The following is a 19823-nucleotide window of genomic DNA, read 5'->3' as shown; positions in this document are numbered from 1 at the left end:
CCCCGATACAATGAAGACATGGTGAACCCCCGCCCCATGTCTTGGCAACGATTCCCCGTTTTTCTTTAAGACCATGTACACCAACCCGGAGCCATCCTTCCACGACACAGGAGGGAGCACAGGAATGGGATTCGAAATGGGTCTCAGCACGCGGCTGGCAGAGGAACGCCGGGCCCGGCTGGCCGCCGAACGGCTGCTTGAACTCAAGCAGGCCGAGCTGTTTGCCGCCAACCGCAAGCTCGACAAGCATGCGCGCGCGCTCAGCTCCCAGATCCACGAAACCCGCGCCGAGATCACCGAGATCCGCTCCGAGAACCAGCTGGTGAAATCCCAGCTGGGCCTTGCCAATGAAAAGATCGAAATGGTGGAAGGTCAGCTGTGGAAGGCGCTGCAGACCATGCGCGACGGCTTTGCCATGTTCAGCGCGGACGGCATGCTGGAGCTGGCAAACCCCGCTTTCCTCGCCCCGTTCGAGAATCTCGACAGCGTCGGCCCCGGCGCCAGCTACCGCCACGTGCTCGAGATGATGGTGGAGGAAGGCATCGTCGATCTGCAGGGCGAGGATCCGCGCGCGTGGCAGCAGCAGATGCTGGCCCGCTGGTCCGACGAGGTGATCGAGCCGGTGACCATGAGGCTGTGGACCGGGCAGTTCATCAAGGTGCAGGACCGCCGCATGCCCGATGGCGGAATCGTGTCCCTGTCCGTCGACATCACGGAACTGATGCGCATGTGGTCCGCCATCGAGGAACTGCCCGACGGTTTCGTGATCTACGACGCGGACGACCGGCTGTTCATGTGCAACGAGCCCTACCGCGCGCTTTACAGCGCCAGCGCCCCGGCCATCGTGCCCGGCAACAGCTTCGAGGATATCCTGCGCTACGGGCTCGAAAACGGCCAGTATGCTGCAGCCGTGGGCCGCGAGGACGACTGGCTCGAGGAGCGCCTGACCGCCCACCGCCGCGCCCAGAACGAGCTGGAACAACAACTCGACGACGGGCGCTGGCTGCGGATCTACGAACGGCCCCTGTCCGATGGCGGCCGGGTCGGGCTGCGCATCGACATCACCGACATCAAGCAGACCCAGGACGAACTGGTCGAGGCCAAGCAGCGCGCCGAGATCGCCAGCCGCGCCAAGTCCGCCTTCCTCGCCAACATGAGCCACGAGATCCGCACCCCCATGAACGGCGTCGTGGGCATGGCGGACCTTCTGCGCGACAGCACGCTGACGCAGGAGCAAAAGCTCTACGTGGACACCATCCGGTCGTCCGGGGAGGCTCTGCTGGTCATCATCAACGACATCCTGGACTATTCCAAGATCGAGGCCGACAAGCTGCATCTGAAACCCGAACCCTTCGACCTAGAACGGGCGGTGCACGAGGTGCTTCTGCTGCTTCAACCCACGGCGCGGGAAAAGGGGCTGGAGCTGCTGTTGGATTACGACCTGTTCCTGCCGACGCAGATGGTGGGCGACCCGGGCCGGGTGCGGCAGATCCTGACCAACCTCGTGGGCAACGCAGTGAAATTCACCAATGACGGGCATGTGCTGGTGCGGGTCACCGGGGCCTTTGGAACAGATGGCGCCGCCTCGATCCACATGGCGGTCGAGGACACCGGCATCGGCATCGCTCCGGACAAGATCGAGCATGTGTTCGGTGAATTCAATCAGGCGGAGGACGACCGCAACCGCCAGTTCGAAGGCACGGGCCTTGGCCTTGCCATCACCCGGCGGCTGGTCGAGATGATGGCTGGTGATATCTGGGTCGACTCCACCCCCGGCGTCGGCTCCTGTTTCGGTCTGAGGATCGAGCTGGGCCTGCCCGAGGGGGCGCGGGCCGAGGCGCTTGCCGCGCCGCCGGGGATCGGGCACGTGATGCTGGTGGACGGCCACGCGCTCAACGCCGCGATCATCGCGCAGCAGCTGGAGCGGCTGCAGCTGCGGGTCACCGTCTGCAAGACCGCCGACGAGGCGCTGGACCAGATGGACGAGCCGCCGGATCTTGTCATCACCGACCAGGATCTGCCGCACGCCAGCGGGGTCGAACTGGCCTGGCAACTGTCGCGGATACAGCCCGGTCTGCCGATCATCCTGCTGACCGCCGAACCCGGATCCGTGGCGGACAGCGCCCGTGCGGACGACATCGACATGGTGCTTCAGAAACCCACCCAACGCCGTGCTCTGTTTGCCGCCATCCAAGCGATTGCCACGCGAGACGCCCGCCCGTTGCAAAAGGCCCCGGCGCTGGCGTCCTTCCGTCACCGCGCCGCCGACGAGATCGTCCCCGTCCCTCCGCTCCTGCTGCAGCGCGGGCTCGAGCTTGACGTGCTTCTGGCCGAGGACAACCGCACCAACCAGCTGGTGTTCCGCAAGATGGTGCAGAAGATCGACCGCCCGCTGAGCCTGCGTTTTGCCGACAACGGCCTCGAGGCGGTCGAGGCGTTTCGCAAGCAGACGCCGGACATCATCTTCATGGACATCTCCATGCCCCGGATGGACGGCAAGGAGGCCACGCGCGAGATCCGCAAGCTTGAACGCGACGGGGTCCGCGTACCGATCATCGCCGTGACCGCCCATGCCATGGCGGGCGACCGCGAGGGTATCCTCGAGGCGGGGCTGGATGACTACCTCACCAAGCCGTTGCGCAAATCCGAACTGTCGGGGCTGCTCGACCGCTGGTGGGACCGGATCTATCAGCCACCATAGGGGCGGATGAACACCGGCTTATCGGGAGTCGAGGACGCCTTGTCATAGGCATAGCCGCCGCTGTCGAACTCGAGCAGCGATGCGGGATCGGTCAGGCGGCGCTGCACCATGTAGCGCGCCATCGCGCCCCGCGCCTTCTTGGCGTAGAAGCTGACGATCTTGGGGGTGCCGTCCTTGTTCTCCATGAACTGCGGGGTGATGACCCGCAGCCCGAGGGCATCGGTATCGACGGCGCCGAAATACTCCTGGCTGGCGCAGTTCACCAGAACGTCGGTGCCCGCCGCTTCGGCATCGGCCTTCAGCAGCTTGGCGATGCGGTCGCCCCAGTAGTCGTAGAGATTCTTGCCCGCGTCCGTTTTCAGCTTCGAGCCCATTTCGAGCCGGTATTGCTGGAAGCCATCCATAGGGCGCAGCACACCGTAAAGGCCCGACAGGATGCGCAGGTGATCCTGGGCATAGGCCATCTCGTCCTCATCGAGCGATCCCGCCTCTAGGCCCTGGTATGTATCGCCCGCGAACCCAAGCGCGGCGGGGCGCAGCAGATCCGCGTCAGGTTCATCAGAGAAATCGCGGAACCGGTCTCGGTTGAGCTTGGCGAGATCATCCGACAGGTGCATCAGCTTCTTGAGCTCGGCCTGGCTCAGCCCGCGCGCCACTTCGGCCAGCGCATTCGCATCTTCCGCAAGGCGCGGGGTGGTCATCGCCACGTCCCGCTCCGTCCAGTCCAGCTTCTTGGCCGGAGACACCACTACGAGCATCCGCATTCCCCTTCTGACTGCCGCCCCGCACGGGGCGCAGAACGGGACTTAGTCTGCCGAGGCGAGAACGTCCAGAAACGCGTGGCCGAACCGCTCATAGCGGCGCTCTCCAAGCAGGCGCTCCAGCTCGTCCGGACGATCGCTGCGCATCTGTGCCACCTTGGCCAGCAGAGAGGCAGAGCAGGACAGCGGCTTTTCCGTGCCATCCACCCCGCGCGCCAGCCCCGCCTGCGCCTGCATCAGCGCATCGTAGACATCCCCCGCACCGCGTGCGGCCAGCTTCATGCGGGTGGGATGCACCTCTTCGCGGGCGCCGGTAATGACCGACAGGAACTCCGTGCCGTAGCGTTCCAGCTTCTTTGCACCGACGCCATTGATGCGCGCCATCGCATCAAGACTCTCGGGACGTTTTTCGGCCATCTCGATGAGTGTGCGGTCGGGAAAGATCATATAGGCCGGCAGCGACGCGGTCTCCGCCAGCGACCGGCGCTTGGCTTTCAGCGCAGACAGCAGCGGCTCGTCCTCATCCGAGACCAGCGTCTTGACCTGAGGGCGGCGGTCGGTGGCGCGGTCGATCATGTCGCGGCGCAGGGTGATCTGCTCCTCGCCCTTGAGGATCGGCACGGCGGCGTCAGTCATCACCAGAGCGCCGTGGCGGTCCGCATCCGGGCGCACGAGGTCAAAGCCCATCATCTGACGGAACACCGCCTGCCACTGGCCGCGTTTCAGCTCGCGCCCGACGCCGAAGGTGGGCAGCTTGTCGTGTCCGCGCTGGCGCACCTTGTCGGTCTCATTGCCTATGAGGATGTCCACGAGGTGCCCCATCCCGAAACTTTCGCCCGTGCGCAGCGCCGCCGAGAGCGCCTTGCGCACCGCTTCGGTCCCGTCGAAGAGGCTGGGGGGCTTGTCGCACAGATCGCAATTCCCGCAGGGCTCGGAGGTTTCGCCGAAATAGCGCAGCAACTGCTGGCGGCGACAGCCAAGCGCCTCGGCCAGCCCCAGCAGCGCGTTGAGCCGCCCGTGGTCGGCATCGCGCCGTTCGGGCGGGGCGTTGCCCTCGTCGATCTGGGCGCGGCGCAGGCGGATGTCCTCGGGGCCGTAAAGGGTCATGGTCTCGGCGGGGGCGCCGTCGCGCCCGGCGCGGCCGATCTCCTGGTAATAGGCCTCGATGCTCTTGGGCAGGTCGGCGTGGGCGACCCAGCGGATGTCCGGCTTGTCGACGCCCATGCCGAAGGCGACGGTGGCGACCACGATCAGCCCGTCCTCGGTGGCAAAGCGTTCCTCGACATGACGGCGGTCGTCCGCGTCCATGCCGCCGTGATAATGACAGGCGCTGTGCCCCTCCTGGCGCAACGCGGAGGCGATGCTTTCGGTCTTGTTGCGGGTGCCACAGTAGACGATGCCTGACCGCCCCTTGCGCGCGGCAGCAAAGCGCAGGATCTGCGCGCGGGGGCTGTCCTTGGGGCTGAAGGCAAGGTGGATGTTGGGCCGGTCGAAGCCGCGCAGGAAGGTTTCCGGCTGCACCCCGTCGAACAGGCGCTGAACAATCTCGCCCTGCGTTTCCTGATCGGCGGTGGCGGTGAAGGCGGCCAGCGGCACGCCCAGATCGCGCCGCAGTTCTCCGATGCGCAGGTAGTCTGGACGGAAATCATGGCCCCACTGCGACACGCAATGCGCCTCGTCCACGGCAATGAGCGCGACCCCGGCCTGCGCCAGCATCCGCTGTGTGCCCGGGTTCGCCAGCCGTTCCGGCGCAATGTAGAGCAATTTCAGAGACCCATCGTGCAGACGGTCCCAGACGGCATCGGTTTCCTCGGCGGTATTGCCCGAGGTCAGCGCCCCAGCGGCCACTCCTGCCTCTCGTAGGCCGCGCACCTGATCGCGCATCAGCGCGATGAGCGGCGAGATCACCACCGTGACCCCGTCGCGCAGCAGCGCCGGAAGCTGGAAGCAGAGTGATTTGCCACCGCCCGTCGGCATGATCGCCAACACGTTGTCGCCGCGAGCCACGGCATCGACGATCTCGCCCTGTCCGGGGCGGAAGGCATCGAAGCCGAAGACCTCTTTCAGCAGCGCCTCTGCGGGCGCATTGTCACGTGGCATAAGGCGGTGATCCTGCAAATTCGAACCAGATCTGCTCTGGTTCGAACAGTCTCACACTAAGAATCGGTGAACAAGCCCGCCCTCGCGGCAAAGATCAGCCGAAGAAGATCGTCGGCAGGATGAAGTCGCGCAGCGAGATCACGATGATGAACACCACCAGCGGAGCAAGGTCCAGCGGACGGGTGTCCGGCAGGATGCGGCGGATCGGCTGGTACATGGGTTCGAGCAGGCGGTTCAGGCCCTCCCAGATCTGCGCGACGATGGGCTGGCGCAGGTTGAGGATCTGGAAGTTGATAAGCCAGCTCATGATGATGTGCACGACCATGATAAAGAAGATCACGCTCAGGATCAGCTGAAGTGGTCCGTAGATTGCCATCATGTGCCGGTCATCTCCTGTTCAGAACCGATGTGTGGACCCCTGCGGCCCGGTTGAGCCAGAGGTAGGCATCCCGCGCCCCGCGCACAAGTGTGCCGCGAGGTCGTGGTTGACGGGCGCGGCCTCAAAGCCACTGTCGCCCCAAAAGCAGGAGCCCACATGTACCCTTTCATCCGCATGGCCAAGGAGATCTGGAAATATCGCAACGCCCCGGCGTTGGGGCTGCATGACGTGCACGTGTCGCGCCACACCTGCTGGCCGTGGGACATCGACCTTTGGATGGAGCTCAACAACGGGCGCACCCTGACGCTATTCGACCTCGGGCGCGTGCCGCTTGGGCGGCGCGCGGGGCTGATCGGCACATTGAGGCACAGACGCTGGGGCCTGACTGTAGCGGGATCGGTGGTGCGCTACCGCCGCCGCATCCGCCCCTTCGAGACAATCGAGATGCGCAGCCGCATGCTCGGCTGGGACCGGCGGTTTCTCTATATCGAGCAGACCATGTGGAAGCGCGGCGGCGAATGCGCCAACCAGCTCGTCCTGCGCGCTGCCGTCACCGGCCCCGGGGGGATCGTGCCGCCTCGGGACGTGCTGGAGGCGATGGGCCATGACATAACACCGCCAGACCTGCCCGACTGGGTCAGCACGTGGATCACCGCCGAGGATGCACGGCCCTGGCCGCCCGAGAGGTGATGCCGCTCGACGCCACGGTTTCGGTCGTTCGGGCGGCAGCCCGCTGGTACTGACGGTCGCCCAAGGAGCAAGGGAGCGTTCCTGACGGCGACGCTGTGACACCACCAAGGCTCGGTCATGGCGCCATTGGGAGCAGCCCTGGTCCCGTAGTGCGCCGAAATGCGGCGCTCCCGGGCAACAGCCCGACGCAGGAGTTCATGCATCCCCCTTGCCCGCCCGCGCGCGGCGCTGTTCTATCGCCGCAAACAGCGGGGACGGCATGGAACAGGTTTCAAAGCGGCGCATCTGGGGCTGGATGTTCTTTGACTGGGCGCAGCAGCCCTATGCCACTCTGGGGCTGACCTTCGTCTTCTCGCCCTATTTTGCTGCCGTCGCCGCGGACTACTTCGCCGGTACCGGCATGGCCGAGGATGCGGCCAAGGCGCAGGCGCAGGGGCTGTGGTCCTCGGCGCAGACGGTATCGGGGATCTTCATCGCGCTGTCGGCCCCGGTGCTCGGGGCATGGGCCGATGCCTCGGGGCGCAAGACGCCGTGGATCGCCGCCTTTGCCGCCATCGCGGTGATCTGCGCCGCGATGCTCTGGGGGCTGCTGCCGGACGGCACCGGGCTGATGCTGGCGCTGGTGGCGTTCTGGGTCGGTTTCACCGCGTCAGAATGCGCTTTCAACCTCAACAATGCCACCCTCCCCGCGCTGGGGCCACCGGGCGAGGTGGGGCGGATCTCGGGTTCGGCGCTGGCCTTCGGCTACTGGGGCGGCGTGGTGTCGCTGTTCATCATGCTGCTGTTCTTTGCCGAGAACGACAGCGGCACCACCCTCATCGCCCTGGCCCCGGCCTTCGGCCTCGACCCCGAAATGCGCGAGGGCACGCGTTTCGTCGGGCCGTTCATCGCGCTCTGGCTGGCTGTTTTCCTGATCCCGTATTTCCTTTGGAACCGCGAGCCACGCAGCGCGCCTGTCGCCCGTGTCCGCATGAGACAGGTGATGAGCGACCTCAAGGCCGCACTGGCCGAGCTTGCGCACCGCCGGTCCTATCGCAACTTCCTTATCGCCTCGATGCTCTACCGCGACAGCATGGGAGCGCTTTATGCCTATGGCGGGATCTATGCGCGGCTGGTGCTGGGGTGGGAGATCACCCAGATCGGCATCTTCGGCATCATTGCCGCCATCGCCGCGGCGCTGCTGTCATGGCTGGGCGGGATGGCGGACAAGCGGATCGGCCCGAAGCCGGTCATCACCACCTGCGTCTGGCTACTCATCGGGGTGAGCACGATCATCATCGGCATGTCGCGTGAGCACATCCTGTGGATCCCCCTGCCCGAGGGATCGCCCCTGCCGGACATCATCTTCTACCTCTGCGGCGCGGTGATCGGCGGCGCAGGCGGTGTGCTCTATTCCGCGTCGCGGTCGATGATGGTGCGCCACACCGACCCGGATCGCGCCGCCGAGGCGTTCGGCCTCTTTGCCCTCACCGGCAAGGCGACGGCCTTCCTTGCCCCCGCACTGATCACTTTCTTCACCCTCTGGACGCAAAGCAACCAGCTGGGCTTTCTTCCGGTGATCTTCCTTTTCCTTGGCGGCCTCGTTCTGCTAGCGTGGGTCCAACCAGACGGAGACCGAGCAGCATGATCCGCACCATCACAGCCCTTGCCCTCGCGACAGCGGTATTGACCGGCTGCGGCGGCGACCGCCCCGTAGCGTCAGTCAGCGAAGAAGACCTTCCCCGCGTCACCGGCGCGATTTCCACCAAAAGCGCCAAGGCGATGTTCGGTTCGCAAAGCGTTGGCTCGGGCCAGTCCCCCGCCGCCTATGGCAGCTATTCCAAGGGGTGCGCCGCGGGGGCCGTGCAGCTTCCCGAAACCGGCAGCACCTGGCAGGCCATGCGCCTGTCACGCAACCGCAACTGGGCGCTGCCGATCACCGTCGATTACGTGCAGGACCTCAGCCGCAAGGCGGCGCAACTGCCCGGCTGGAACGGCATCTACGTGGGCGACATGAGCCAGCCGCGCGGCGGCCCGATGACCTCGGGGCATGCCAGCCACCAAGTCGGGCTCGATGCGGACATCTGGCTGCGCCCGGCTACGGACATGAACCTCAGCCGCAGCGCGCGAGAGAACATCTCGTCGATCTCCATGCGCCGCCAGTCCGGCGCCTTCACCAACAACAACTGGACCCGCTCGCACCACGAGCTGCTGAAGGCCGCCGCCTCCGATCCTCGGGTGGCGCGAATTTTCATCTTCCCCGGCGCCAAGGTTCAGATGTGCAACGACGAGACGGGCGACCGGTCGTGGCTGCGCAAGATCCGGCCATGGTACGGTCACCACTACCACTTCCACGTGCGGCTCAGCTGCCCTCCCGACGCCACCGGCTGCGTCAACCAGGCCCCGCCGCCCCCGGGCGACGGCTGCGCCGATGCGCAGGCCTGGGTGAACAACATCCTGAACCCGCCGCCCCCGGATCCCAACGCACCGGCGCCCAAGCCCAAACGTGACCTCGTGATGGGAGACCTGCCGGCACAATGCGCATCCGTCCTCGCGGCGCCGTAACCAGCGCCCTGCTGGCCGGAACCCTCGCCTTCGCTGCCGCCGCAAGCGGCGGCGAGGCGCATCACGTCGGCAGCTACACATGGACCAGGGACGATCCCGCTTTCGGCGGGTTTTCCGGGTTCGACATTTCCGAGGATGGCGCACGCTTCACCGCGATCAGCGACCGGTCATGGTTCGTCACCGGAGAGATCCGGCGCGAGAACGGTCGTATCGCCGCGATCGATCCATCGCCCATCGTCCCTTTGAAAAACGCCAAGGGCATCCAGCCCAAGGGCGCCGCCGGCGATTCCGAAGGGCTGGCGATCAGCGATGATGGCCGTATCTTTGTGTCCTACGAGGGCTACGCCCGCGTCGCGGAATTCGAAACGCCCGAACGCGCCATCCCATTGCCCCGCCATCCTGACTTCAGCGGGCTTGAAATCAACGCCTCGCTCGAGGCGCTGGCCATCGACAACGAAGGGCGGCTCTATACCCTGCCCGAACAGTCCGGCGATCTTGCCACGCCCTTCCCGGTCTGGCGCATGGACGCAGAGGGCTGGCATGATTTTGCGACAATCCCACGCCGCGGCACCTTTCTTGCCGTGGGGGCCGACATCGGGCCGGATGGGATGTTCTACCTGCTCGAACGTGGCTTTACCGGCTTTGGCTTCCGCAGCCGGGTACGGCGCTTCGAGCTGACCGAGACGGGCTTCGGCGCCGAAGAGACCCTGTTCGAAAGCCCGGTATGGCGGCATGACAACCTCGAAGGCATCGGCGTCTGGCGCGACGGGGCCGGGCAAATCGTGCTGACGATGATCTCGGACGACAACTTCTTCGCCATCCAGCGCACGGAGCTGGTGGAATACGTCGTGCCGGAATCCCTTGCGCCGAATCCCGAACGGCCCTAACAGGCCCAATCTGCCCGTATGGGCGCCACGGTCCACCCGACGGGTGGAACAAGTTCCCCGCCACCTTGCCAAAACGGGTTCATAGATCATGACGCGCAAGCATATCCCCGGCATCCTTGCCATGGCCGCCATCGTGCTGGCCTCGAACATTCTCGTGCAGATCCTCTTCGGCCAGTGGCTGACATGGGGCGCCTTCACCTATCCGCTCGCCTTCCTCGTCACCGACGTGATGAACCGCCTCTACGGCGTGCAGGCCGCGCGCAAGGTGGTGCTTGCGGGCTTTGTGGTCGGGGCGATCTGCTCGCTCATCGGCACGCAGGTGATGCTGCAGGGCGACGGCTACACCTACCCCGCCGTCACCCTGCGTGTGGCCATCGGATCGGGCCTTGCCTTCCTCGTGGCGCAGCTGATGGACGTGGCGGTGTTCGACCGCCTGCGCGGCGGCGCGTGGTGGCGTGCGCCGCTGGCCTCGACGCTGGTGGGCAGCTCGCTCGACACGGCGATATTTTTCTCCATCGCCTTCTCGGGCGCGTTGACCTTCATTGAACCGGGCAACGACGTGTCCTGGGCCGCGGAAACCCTGCCCCTGCTGGGCGCTGGCCCGATGGTGCCGCTGTGGGTGTCGCTGGGGATCGCGGACTGGCTGGTGAAGCTCTCGCTTGCTCTTCTCGCGCTGATCCCGTTCCGCGTGATCGTTTCGAAGGCACTTGCACGGCGCGCCCCGGCACAGGCCTAAAAAAACGCTTTGACGGTGCGGGTTTCCGTGCCAACCTGAAGATGCGTTTTTCAACAGCTGAAAGGAGGTGATCCAGTGTCTAGAGTCACATTGGAGAGAGGTGTCGGAACAGTTCGGAGGAAGACCTGCTAGGGCAGTCCCTGGCATGACTCCCAAAGGATTGGCATTGCCTAACCGGCCCGCCTCCTTGACGTCTCGAATGGGTCGCCCCACAGGCAGGGCGGCCCATTTCAGTTTCCAAGACGCCCCTTTCGCACTACATCCCTGCCCATGTTGAAGATCACCAACAGTATCAGCATCGAGGACTGGGAAATCACCGAACAGTTCATCCGCGCCTCCGGGCCGGGTGGGCAGAACGTGAACAAGGTCTCGTCCGCCGTCGAATTGCGGTTCGAGGCAGAACGATCTCCGAACCTGCCACCACCCGTGAAGAGCCGCCTGCGCAAGCTTGCGGGTCGGCGCTGGACCAAGGAAGGCGCGGTGATCCTGCAGGTCGACGAGACTCGCAGCCAGGCCCGCAACCGCGAAATCGCTCGCGACAGGCTGGCCGAACTGATCGCCAAGGCGCTGGAAAAGCCGAAACGGCGCATCCCCACCAAACCCACGCTCGGGTCCAAGAAACGCCGCCTCGCGGGCAAGAAGCAGCGCGGAGAGGTCAAGGCCCTGCGCGGCAAGGTCGCGCCCGACAACTAGGGCGACCGCCAAGACCAGATGGCCTTGGCCCGGCAGACAGGGCCAGACGGGGCCGAAACGATGCCGGGGCAGGACAGACCAGCCAGAGGCATCAAGGGGACACTTCAGGCCCGCCCCGCTAGGCGCGGCGCTTCGGCAGCACCGACAGCCCCACCCCGCCCAGCACCAGCGCCGCCGATACGGCGAATCGCGGGCTGAGGCTTTCACCCAGCAGTGCGATTCCCCCGGCCATGGCAAGCACCGGAACGGTCAGCTGCGCCACCGCCGCGATGCTGCCGGGGATGCGCGGCAGAACCGTGTACCACAGCGCGTAGCCCAGCCCCGATGTCACCGCCCCCGAGATCACCGCCAGCGCGATGGCTTCGCCGCCCCAGCCGCCATGTGCGAGCCCCACGGGCCACGCCCCCAGCTGCACCAGAAGGCCCAGTCCTGCGGTAATGACCATCGTCGCCGCCGCCGAGGTCAGTGGTACCTCGGACAGCCGCCCCGCAAGGGAATAGACGCCCCAGCCAAGGCCCGCGGCCAGCATCGCCGCCGAATGGGGTAGGCTTGGCGCGGCCTCACCACCGGGCCAGAGCAGCCACGCCAGCCCCGCGAAGGCCAGCGCAGCGCCCAGCCAGCGGCGCGCGGGGATCGTTTCACCCATGACGAGGCTGCCGACGAACATCGTGACCTGCACCATTCCGAAGAGCAGAAGGGCGCCCAGCCCTGCCGGCAGCCCATCATAGGCCAGCGAAAAGCCATACATGTAGAGAAAGAGCCCCACGACGCCCGCCAGCCGCCCACGCCCGCCAAGCCGCAGCCCCCCGTGGCGCAGCAGCACCAGGGCCCCCAGCATGAAAGCGCCCGCGACGAGCCGAAGGGTGGCAAAGCTCACCGCGTCGATCCCGCCCGAGGTCAGCGCCGCACGGTTCAGCAGGGAATTGGCCGCGAAGGCGCACATGGTCACGCAGACCAGAAGAAACAGGCGCATGTGAACGGGCCTCCCCTCCCGTGCCCACATTTGGGCGGAACTCAGGTCTTGTGCTCGGGGGGCGCCTTGCCCGGCCCCTGCTCACCGGGCTTCTCCGACTTGGCCGCCAGCGCAGCCAGCTTGGCCTTGAGCTTGCCCTTGCGGTGGTTCTGGTAGGCCCGGATCACCGGCACGGTCAGGTAGTAGCACACCAGCGCCGTGATGATGCCCGGCAGGATGCCCCCGATCATGTAGGGATAGAATACCGTGTGATAAAAGGCGTTCAAATGAGACCAGTTGGTCGGTTCCCCGGTAAACCACGCCAGCACGTTGTCCTTCAGATCGCCGCCCGCGTAGGCAAAGCTTTCCAGCAGGTTGCGGTGATGCGGCGCGCTGCGATCGATGTCGAGAAGCCAGTAGCCGGTGCGCAGGCTGGCGATGCCGATCGGCACATAGGTCAGCGGGTTGCCGAAGAACGTCCCCAGCAGCGCTGCGATCACGTTGCCCCGGACCATCCAGGCCACCGCGGCAGCCACGACAAAATGCAGCCCGTAAAACGGCGTGAAGGTGGTGAACACCCCAGCAAAGACGCCACGGGCGATCTTTTCCGGCGGGTCGGGCAGGCGATGAAGACGGTGCTGAACATAACGCGCCGCGCGAGCCCAGCCGCCGCGCGGCCAGAAGAATTCCAGCACGATACGCCAGAAAGGTCGCTTGTCGCGGCGCTTGAAAACCAAGGGCCCTTATCCGTCCGTTCTGCGACGCAAGGCGCCGCTGTGTTCATTCTGCGACCCTGCGGTCACCTCAGCTGCGCTGCCACCCTGCATGGGCGGCCCGGGGTCTTCTGCGCGGCGCCCCTATTCCGCTGCGGTAGGCACCGCCGACAGGGTCGCATCGCGGCGGCGATGGACCGAGGCCACATCGCTTTCCGCTTCGAGTGCGGAGATCACTGAATGGAGGTGCTCCGCATCCCGCAGTTCCACGTCCATCCGCAGTCTAAAGAAATCTGGTTTACGATCCACGAACTCGAGATCCGAGATATTGGCCAGACGCTCTCCGATCAAGGTGCAAACCCGACCAAGCACGCCTGCGGCATGTCCGATCGTCAACTCGAGGCTGACCGCGTAGGCTGCCGGATGATTGCCCTCGGCCCAGCGAAGATCAACCCAGCGGTCGGGCTGATCCTCGAAGGCGGCAAGCGACTCGCAGTCTATGGCGTGGACGAATACGCCCTTGCCACGCTGGGTGATGCCGACAATGCGCTCTCCGGGCAGCGGCTGACAGCAACGGGCGCGGGTGAACCCCACCCCCGGCTCGAGGCCGATCACCGCGCGATGGCTGTCCACGGCGTTCTCGTCACTGACCGTGAGATCCGGGTAGACCGCGTGAACAACTTCGCGCGAGGTCAGCTCGGCGCTGCCCAGTCGGGCCAGCAATTCGTCCGCATCCTCGAGCCGTAGGGTGCGCGCGGCCCGCTCCAGCACTTTGTCGGTGGACTTCTTGCCCACGTGCTCGAAAGCCGACCGCGCCAGTTCGACGCCCAGCCGGATGAACCGCTCGCGCCCGGCCTCGCGCAAGGCGCGGCGGATGGCGGTGCGGGCCTTGCCCGTGGTCGCGATGTCGAGCCATGTGGCCTGCGGGGTCTGGCCTTCAGCGGTGATGATCTCGACCGACTGACCGTTCTTGAGCCGGGTCCAGAGCGGCACCCTCAGCCCGTCGACCTTGGCCCCTACGCAGCCCGATCCGATGCGGGTGTGGATGGCATAGGCGTAATCCAGCGGCGTCGCCCCGCGCGGCAACTTCACCACGTCGCCCTTGGGCGTGAAGCAGAACACCTTGTCCGAATACATCTCGAGTTTTACGGCCTCGAGGAAATCCTCGTGGTCGTCCTCGCCGTCAAATTGCTCGGTCAGGGAGGCGATCCAGCGCGCGGGATCGACGGCAAACGGGTTCTCCGCCCGCTGCCCGTCGCGATAGGACCAGTGCGCGGCCACGCCGGTTTCGGCGACCTCGTGCATCTGGCGGGTGCGGATCTGGACCTCGACGCGCTTGCCATCGCGGCCCGACACGGTGGTGTGGATGCTGCGGTAACCGTTGGATTTCGGCTGGCTGACGTAATCCTTGAACCGCCCCGGCACCGACTTCCAGCGCTGGTGGATCACGCCGAGAGCGCGGTAGCAGTCCATATCGTTGCGGGTGATCACGCGGAAACCGTAGATGTCCGACAGCCGGGAAAAGCCAAGGCCCTTCTCCTGCATCTTGCGCCAGATCGAATAGGGCTTTTTGGCGCGGCCGAAGACCTCGGCATCGATGCCTGCCACCTCGAATTCGTGACGCATGTCGCCGGTAATCCGGTGGATCACGTCGCCCGCTTCCTTCTGAAGCGTGATGAAGCGGCGGATGATGCTGGCGCGCCCCTCGGGGTTCAGCACGCGGAAGGCCAGATCCTCGAGTTCCTCACGCATCCACTGCATGCCCATCCGCCCCGCGAGGGGGGCGTAGATGTCCATGGTCTCGCGCGCCTTCTGCACCTGCTTTTCCGGGCGCATCGCCTTGATCGTCCGCATGTTGTGCAGACGGTCGGCCAGCTTCACGAGGATCACCCGCAGGTCCTTGGACATGGCCATGAACAGCTTGCGGAAGTTCTCGGCCTGCTTGGTCTCGGAGCTCGACAGCTGAAGGTTGGTCAGCTTCGTCACCCCGTCCACGAGGTCGGCCACGTCGCGCCCGAAGCGTTCGGCGATGTCCTGCCACGAGGCGCGGGTGTCCTCGATCGTGTCATGCAGTAGGGCGGTGATGATCGTGGCATCGTCCAGCTGCTGTTCCGTGAGGATGGCAGCGACGGCGACAGGGTGCGTAAAGTAGGGCTCGCCGGAATGGCGCATCTGCCCGTCATGCATCGCGCGGCCAAACTCGTAGGCCGCGCGGATGAGTTCTTCGTTGGTGTGAGGATTGTAGTTGCGGACCAGCGCAATCAGGTCTTCAGCCGCGATCATCGGCGCCCATCCTTACCTGGCAGTCTTCCCGGTCCGCAAAGAAACCGGGCCTCAGCTTTCGCCTTGCGCCTCCATGAGCGCGCGAAGCAGTTTTTCCTCGGACATGTCGTCTTCGACCGGCTTGTCCTGCTCGGCCCCCATGAGAAGGGCCATGCTGTCGTCTTCGGGCTCGTCGACCTCAATCTGGGTCTGGTGGCTCTCGATCAGACGCTCGCGGAGCTCGTCAGCCGACTGGGTTTCCTCTGCGATTTCGCGCAGGGCGACGACGGGGTTCTTGTCGTTGTCGCGATCCACCGTGATCGCACTGCCCGAAGCCACTTCGCGAGCCCGGTGTGCTGCAAGCATCACCAGTTCGAAGCGGTTGGGAACCTTGTCGACGCAATCTTCTACCGTCACGCGGGCCATGTGCGTATCACCTATCGGTTGCCGTCAGAAAGGCATGATTTAACGCGGTCAAAGGCGAAATACAAGGACGATTCGCCTAAAGAGGCACCACCTCTGCCCGCGCTTCGGGCGGCAACGCGTCACAAAGCTCCTGTGCGCTGAGCGCCAGCAGGGGATGGCGCCAATCCGACGCAACGTCACAAAGCGGCACCAGCACGAAGGCGCGGTCCTGCATCCTTGGATGCGGCACGATCAGCTGGTCCGGGGCCTCGGCCGTCTGACGGTCCGGGGGTAGCGCACGCCAGGCCGCCTGCGTGGACGCATCCGGCAGGACCATGTCGCCGATGGCGATCAGGTCGAGATCAAGACTCCGCGCCCCCCAGCGCTGGTCCCTCTGCCTTGAAAACAAGGCCTCGACCCGGTGCAGCGCCTCGAGGATCTCGACAGGGGCAAGATCGCATTCCGCTGCCGCGCAGGCATTGACGTAGTCGGGGCCTGCGCCGGCGGGGAAGCACGAAGTTGCATAAAACGGGCTGGTATGACGCACCCGAATGCCATAACTGCCCAGTTCTTGTAACGCTTTATCCAGTGTCACTGCAGGGTCTCCCGCGGGAGACGACAGGTTTGCGCCAAGGGCAATCAAGATTTCTTGTCCGTTTGGCACGCTCGGGCTATCCTTCCGGGTATGTTTGGCGGCTTGCTAACCCGCGGATCAGTACTTTAATCACCACAGTACAGTTGCGCTATCCAATTTCACTCACGGATTACTCTGGCGCGCTTTTTTGCCGAAAGGACTTTTGATGTTCTACAAGGACGAACGGCTTGCGCTGTTCATCGATGGATCGAACCTGTACGCCGCTGCCAAAGCGCTGGGGTTCGACATCGATTACAAGCTCTTGCGACAGGAATTCGTGCGCCGCGGCAAGATGGTGCGCGCGTTCTATTACACGGCCCTTCTGGAAAACGATGAATACTCGCCGATCCGCCCACTGGTGGACTGGCTGCACTACAACGGCTTCTCCATGGTGACCAAGCCCGCCAAGGAATACACCGACAGCCAGGGCCGCCGGAAGGTGAAGGGCAACATGGACATCGAACTGACCGTCGATGCCATGGAGCTGGCGCCCCGCGTCGACCACATCGTGCTGTTCTCGGGCGACGGCGACTTCCGCCCGCTGGTGGCCTCCCTGCAACGTCAGGGCGTGCGCGTTTCTGTGGTCTCGACGATCCGCAGCCAGCCGCCGATGATTGCCGATGAGCTGCGCCGCCAGGCCGACAACTTCATCGAACTCGACGAGCTGCGCGACGTCATCGGCCGCCCGCCCCGGGAACCGCAGGCCGAGCGCAACTTCGAGGTCGCCTCGGGAGGCAACTGAGATCGCCCGGCCGAAAGGGCGCATCGGGCATGAGGCTCCGCCGACATGCTGACCGAAGCTGCCGCGCTTGGCGGCCTGTTTCTTGCGGCCTTCGGGGCGGCGACGATCCTGCCGTTCCAGTCCGAACTGGTCTTTGTCGGCATGCAGCTGGGGAACACCGCGCCGCTTGTGCTGATCATCATTGTGGCGAGCATCGGCAACACGCTTGGCGCGGTGGTGAACTACTGGATGGGCCGTGGCCTCGAGCGTTTCCGCCGCCGCCGCTGGTTCCCCGTGAGCGAACGGCAGCTGGAGCGGGCGCAGCGTGTTTACGCACGCTGGGGCGTCTGGACGCTGCTGCTCAGCTGGGCACCGCTTGGCGATGCCTTCACCGTGATCGCCGGGGTGATGCGCACCCACTGGCTGTTGTTCCTGTCGCTCGTCACCGTTGCCAAGACCGGCCGGTACATCGTGCTGGCCTGGATCACCGCCCGCGCCACCAGCGGCGCCTGAACGCCGCCAGTGCCCCAAGCTGCCATCGCTGCTCTGGATTCGCGCGGCATTTGCGCCTAGGTCTGGAGACATGCAGGAGACCGACATGACCAAGCCGCCCCTCACCCTCTACCTTGCAGCGCCGCGCGGCTTCTGCGCGGGCGTTGACCGGGCCATCAAGATCGTCGAGATGGCGCTCCAGAAATGGGGCGCGCCGGTCTATGTCCGGCACGAGATCGTGCACAACAAGTTCGTGGTCGACAGTCTGCGCGACCAGGGCGCCGTGTTCGTCGAGGAACTCGACGACTGCCCCGTGGATCGCCCGGTCATTTTCTCGGCCCATGGCGTGCCCAAGGCGATCCCCGCCGAGGCGGCCCGCCGCGAGATGGTCTACGTTGACGCCACCTGCCCGCTGGTGTCCAAGGTCCATATCGAGGCCGCCCGCCACCACGAGAACGGCCTGCAGATGATCATGATCGGCCACGCCGGCCACCCCGAGACCATCGGCACCATGGGCCAGCTGCCCGAGGGCGAGGTCCTGCTGGTGGAAACCGTTGAGGATGTCGCCCATGTCGAGGTCCGCGATCCCCAGCAGCTGGCCTTCGTCACCCAGACCACCCTGTCGGTCGACGACACCATCGACATCGTCGCCGCGCTGCGCGACCGCTTTCCGGCCATCGTCGGCCCGCACAAGGAAGACATCTGCTACGCCACCACCAACCGTCAGGAAGCGGTCAAGGCCATTGCCCCAGACTGCGACGCCCTGCTGGTGGTCGGTGCGCCCAACTCGTCCAATTCACGCCGCCTCGTCGAGGTCGCGCGCAAGGCCGGCTGCCCTTACAGCCAGCTTGTCATGCGCGCCGAGAACATTGACTGGCGCGCCCTCGAGGGCATCGCCTCGATCGGAGTGACCGCCGGTGCATCGGCCCCCGAGGTGCTGATCGACGAGGTGATCGACGCCTTCCGCGCCCGCTGGGACGTGACGGTAAAGCTGGTTGAAACGGCACAGGAGAACGTGGAGTTCAAGGTGCCCCGCGTGCTGAGGATTCCCGCATGACCGACGTGATCTCCGCCCAGTTCTTGCTGACCGCGCTGGTGGTCGTGCTCGCCCCCGGTGCAGGCGTGGTTTACACGCTTGCCGTGGGCCTTGGACGGGGGCGGCGCGCATCGCTCTGGGCGGCCATGGGCTGCACCTTCGGCATCGTGCCCCACCTCGCGGCAGCGATCCTTGGGCTTGCGGCCTTGCTGCACACCTCGGCGGTGCTCTTCACCACGGTCAAGATGGCCGGGGTCGCCTACCTGCTGTGGCTGGCCGTTCAGGCGCTGCGGTCGACCGGCACGCTCGCGGTGTCGGCCAATGCCCGCACCGAGAGCGGCCCGCGCATCGCGACCCGCGGCGCGCTTCTCAACGTGCTGAACCCCAAGCTGTCGCTGTTCTTCCTTGCGCTGCTGCCGCCGTTCCTGAGCGGCACCGCTGCCACCGCGAGCGCCGAGATGGTGCTGCTGGGGGCGATCTTCATGGCGCTCACCTTCGCGGTCTTCGTGGTCTACGGCCTGTTTGCCGCCCATGCCCGAGACTGCCTGCTGTCGAGCGAGCGGGCGATGCACTGGCTGAACCGCTCCTTTGCAGCGATCTTCGCGGCCCTCGCCGGGCGCCTCGCACTGGAACGCGCCTGAGATGGGCGGCATTCCCCGCACGCCGCTGCTGCTGGCCCTCGCCGGGCTGATCCCCTTCGTGGTCAGCGCGATGACACTGCTCAATGACAGCGCCTATGCGCTCATGCTGGACCTGCTGGGTGGTCGCTTCGTCGGCCCCTACCTGCAGTTGTCCTACGGCGTGATGATCCTTGGGTTCATGTCCGGCGTGCTCTGGGGCTTTGCCACCCGCGCACCCGCCGCTCTGGCACCCTACTGTTACGCCCTGTCGGTGATCCCGGCGCTCTGGGGCTACCTGATGGCGGGCGGTGGGCCGGTGTCGGCGGGCATGAACCTCGTTTTCGGCTACCTCGGGCTGCTGGCGCTAGACTGGCAGTTCTGGCGCTGGGGCCTTGCGCCCGCGTGGTGGCTGCGCCTGCGGGTGCCTATGACTGCCGCGGTGGTGCTTTGCCTGATGGTCGGGGTCGTGCTCTGAGCGCTCTCTTTCGCCCCCTGCA

General features: G+C 65.6%; 20 protein-coding genes. 12 read left to right on the top strand and 8 right to left on the bottom strand.

Annotated features, from left to right (window positions below):
• The first annotated feature begins 136 nt into the window (after positions 1–136).
• Complete coding sequence (locus IEX41_RS09985; protein WP_188790139.1) at positions 137–2701, top strand: hybrid sensor histidine kinase/response regulator; 2565 nt, start codon at positions 137–139, stop codon at positions 2699–2701.
• Here the strand turns inward: IEX41_RS09985 and yaaA are convergent.
• The 3 genes from yaaA to IEX41_RS09970 form a co-directional block, all read right to left on the bottom strand.
• On the bottom strand, positions 2689–3459 hold the full coding sequence (yaaA, locus tag IEX41_RS09980) for a peroxide stress protein YaaA (RefSeq protein WP_188790138.1): 771 nt from the start codon (positions 3457–3459) through the stop codon (positions 2689–2691). The two genes, IEX41_RS09985 and yaaA, sit on opposite strands and share 13 nt — an antisense overlap.
• Before the next feature lie 48 nt (positions 3460–3507).
• Entirely contained in the window at positions 3508–5562 is a 2055-nt protein-coding gene (gene recQ, locus IEX41_RS09975) for a DNA helicase RecQ (protein WP_188790088.1), read from the bottom strand.
• Between the two features lie 94 nt (positions 5563–5656).
• Positions 5657–5941, bottom strand: a complete 285-nt coding sequence (locus IEX41_RS09970) for a YggT family protein (protein ID WP_188790087.1) — start codon at positions 5939–5941, stop codon at positions 5657–5659.
• 156 nt (positions 5942–6097) lie between these two features.
• On the opposite strand from IEX41_RS09970, the gene IEX41_RS09965 reads away from it, so the two are divergent.
• The 6 genes from IEX41_RS09965 (at position 6098) to arfB (ending at position 11491) form a co-directional block, all read left to right on the top strand.
• Positions 6098–6631: an acyl-CoA thioesterase gene (locus IEX41_RS09965; protein WP_188790086.1), complete on the top strand. Its 534-nt coding sequence runs from the start codon at positions 6098–6100 to the stop codon at positions 6629–6631.
• A 259-nt stretch (positions 6632–6890) separates the two neighbouring features.
• Complete coding sequence (locus IEX41_RS09960) at positions 6891–8258, top strand: MFS transporter (RefSeq protein ID WP_188790085.1); 1368 nt, start codon at positions 6891–6893, stop codon at positions 8256–8258.
• Positions 8255–9175: a penicillin-insensitive murein endopeptidase gene (gene mepA / locus IEX41_RS09955; protein WP_188790084.1), complete on the top strand. Its 921-nt coding sequence runs from the start codon at positions 8255–8257 to the stop codon at positions 9173–9175. Before IEX41_RS09960 ends, mepA begins: the two co-directional genes overlap by 4 nt.
• Entirely contained in the window at positions 9148–10062 is a 915-nt protein-coding gene (locus tag IEX41_RS09950) for an esterase-like activity of phytase family protein (protein ID WP_188790083.1), read from the top strand. The genes mepA and IEX41_RS09950 overlap by 28 nt, the downstream gene beginning before the upstream one ends.
• An 88-nt stretch (positions 10063–10150) precedes the next feature.
• Complete coding sequence (locus tag IEX41_RS09945) at positions 10151–10798, top strand: queuosine precursor transporter (RefSeq protein ID WP_188790082.1); 648 nt, start codon at positions 10151–10153, stop codon at positions 10796–10798.
• 270 nt (positions 10799–11068) lie between these two features.
• Complete coding sequence (arfB, locus tag IEX41_RS09940; RefSeq protein WP_188790081.1) at positions 11069–11491, top strand: alternative ribosome rescue aminoacyl-tRNA hydrolase ArfB; 423 nt, start codon at positions 11069–11071, stop codon at positions 11489–11491.
• 118 nt (positions 11492–11609) lie between these two features.
• Here the strand turns inward: arfB and IEX41_RS09935 are convergent, their stop codons facing one another.
• From IEX41_RS09935 to folK, 5 genes are all read right to left on the bottom strand, one after another.
• Positions 11610–12464 (bottom strand): DMT family transporter, encoded by an 855-nt coding sequence (locus IEX41_RS09935; protein WP_188790080.1) that lies wholly within the window; start codon positions 12462–12464, stop codon positions 11610–11612.
• Between the two features lie 41 nt (positions 12465–12505).
• Positions 12506–13180 (bottom strand): DUF2062 domain-containing protein, encoded by a 675-nt coding sequence (locus IEX41_RS09930; RefSeq protein ID WP_188790079.1) that lies wholly within the window; start codon positions 13178–13180, stop codon positions 12506–12508.
• A 120-nt stretch (positions 13181–13300) separates the two neighbouring features.
• On the bottom strand, positions 13301–15439 hold the full coding sequence (locus tag IEX41_RS09925; protein WP_188790078.1) for a RelA/SpoT family protein: 2139 nt from the start codon (positions 15437–15439) through the stop codon (positions 13301–13303).
• A gap of 51 nt (positions 15440–15490) precedes the next feature.
• Positions 15491–15844: a DNA-directed RNA polymerase subunit omega gene (gene rpoZ / locus IEX41_RS09920; protein WP_188790077.1), complete on the bottom strand. Its 354-nt coding sequence runs from the start codon at positions 15842–15844 to the stop codon at positions 15491–15493.
• Between the two features lie 76 nt (positions 15845–15920).
• Positions 15921–16487 carry a 2-amino-4-hydroxy-6-hydroxymethyldihydropteridine diphosphokinase gene (gene folK, locus IEX41_RS09915; protein ID WP_188790076.1) on the bottom strand — a complete coding sequence of 189 codons (567 nt, stop codon included), beginning with the start codon at positions 16485–16487 and terminating at the stop codon, positions 15921–15923.
• A 136-nt stretch (positions 16488–16623) separates the two neighbouring features.
• Here folK and IEX41_RS09910 point away from each other — a divergent pair, with 136 nt between their 5' ends.
• From IEX41_RS09910 to IEX41_RS09890, 5 genes are all read left to right on the top strand, one after another.
• Positions 16624–17199: a LabA-like NYN domain-containing protein gene (locus IEX41_RS09910; protein ID WP_188790075.1), complete on the top strand. Its 576-nt coding sequence runs from the start codon at positions 16624–16626 to the stop codon at positions 17197–17199.
• A 45-nt stretch (positions 17200–17244) separates the two neighbouring features.
• On the top strand, positions 17245–17691 hold the full coding sequence (locus IEX41_RS09905) for a YqaA family protein (protein WP_188790074.1): 447 nt from the start codon (positions 17245–17247) through the stop codon (positions 17689–17691).
• 85 nt (positions 17692–17776) lie between these two features.
• A complete protein-coding gene (gene ispH, locus IEX41_RS09900) occupies positions 17777–18727 on the top strand; it encodes a 4-hydroxy-3-methylbut-2-enyl diphosphate reductase (protein ID WP_188790073.1) in 951 nt (316 codons plus the stop codon).
• 5 nt (positions 18728–18732) lie between these two features.
• Positions 18733–19347 (top strand): LysE family translocator, encoded by a 615-nt coding sequence (locus tag IEX41_RS09895; RefSeq protein ID WP_188790137.1) that lies wholly within the window; start codon positions 18733–18735, stop codon positions 19345–19347.
• 1 nt (position 19348) lies between these two features.
• Entirely contained in the window at positions 19349–19801 is a 453-nt protein-coding gene (locus IEX41_RS09890) for a DUF3429 domain-containing protein (RefSeq protein ID WP_188790072.1), read from the top strand.
• The last annotated feature ends 22 nt before the right edge of the window (positions 19802–19823 follow it).

This window comes from Salipiger pallidus (assembly GCF_014643635.1).
GTDB classification, from domain to species: domain Bacteria; phylum Pseudomonadota; class Alphaproteobacteria; order Rhodobacterales; family Rhodobacteraceae; genus Salipiger; species Salipiger pallidus.
This window is presented reverse-complemented; position numbering and strand designations above follow the sequence as displayed.

Excerpts from the sequence above, each read along its gene's own strand:
- IEX41_RS09985 (WP_188790139.1), top strand. The coding sequence starts at position 137 with ATGGGTCTCAGCACGCGGCTGGCAGAGGAACGCCGGGCCCGGCTGGCC.
- yaaA (WP_188790138.1), bottom strand. The coding sequence starts at position 3,459 with ATGCTCGTAGTGGTGTCTCCGGCCAAGAAGCTGGACTGGACGGAGCGG.
- recQ (WP_188790088.1), bottom strand. The coding sequence starts at position 5,562 with ATGCCACGTGACAATGCGCCCGCAGAGGCGCTGCTGAAAGAGGTCTTC.
- IEX41_RS09970 (WP_188790087.1), bottom strand. The coding sequence starts at position 5,941 with ATGATGGCAATCTACGGACCACTTCAGCTGATCCTGAGCGTGATCTTC.
- IEX41_RS09965 (WP_188790086.1), top strand. The coding sequence starts at position 6,098 with ATGTACCCTTTCATCCGCATGGCCAAGGAGATCTGGAAATATCGCAAC.
- IEX41_RS09960 (WP_188790085.1), top strand. The coding sequence starts at position 6,891 with ATGGAACAGGTTTCAAAGCGGCGCATCTGGGGCTGGATGTTCTTTGAC.
- mepA (WP_188790084.1), top strand. The coding sequence starts at position 8,255 with ATGATCCGCACCATCACAGCCCTTGCCCTCGCGACAGCGGTATTGACC.
- IEX41_RS09950 (WP_188790083.1), top strand. The coding sequence starts at position 9,148 with ATGCGCATCCGTCCTCGCGGCGCCGTAACCAGCGCCCTGCTGGCCGGA.
- IEX41_RS09945 (WP_188790082.1), top strand. The coding sequence starts at position 10,151 with ATGACGCGCAAGCATATCCCCGGCATCCTTGCCATGGCCGCCATCGTG.
- arfB (WP_188790081.1), top strand. The coding sequence starts at position 11,069 with ATGTTGAAGATCACCAACAGTATCAGCATCGAGGACTGGGAAATCACC.
- IEX41_RS09935 (WP_188790080.1), bottom strand. The coding sequence starts at position 12,464 with ATGCGCCTGTTTCTTCTGGTCTGCGTGACCATGTGCGCCTTCGCGGCC.
- IEX41_RS09925 (WP_188790078.1), bottom strand. The coding sequence starts at position 15,439 with ATGATCGCGGCTGAAGACCTGATTGCGCTGGTCCGCAACTACAATCCT.
- rpoZ (WP_188790077.1), bottom strand. The coding sequence starts at position 15,844 with ATGGCCCGCGTGACGGTAGAAGATTGCGTCGACAAGGTTCCCAACCGC.
- IEX41_RS09910 (WP_188790075.1), top strand. The coding sequence starts at position 16,624 with ATGTTCTACAAGGACGAACGGCTTGCGCTGTTCATCGATGGATCGAAC.
- IEX41_RS09905 (WP_188790074.1), top strand. The coding sequence starts at position 17,245 with ATGCTGACCGAAGCTGCCGCGCTTGGCGGCCTGTTTCTTGCGGCCTTC.
- ispH (WP_188790073.1), top strand. The coding sequence starts at position 17,777 with ATGACCAAGCCGCCCCTCACCCTCTACCTTGCAGCGCCGCGCGGCTTC.
- IEX41_RS09890 (WP_188790072.1), top strand. The coding sequence starts at position 19,349 with ATGGGCGGCATTCCCCGCACGCCGCTGCTGCTGGCCCTCGCCGGGCTG.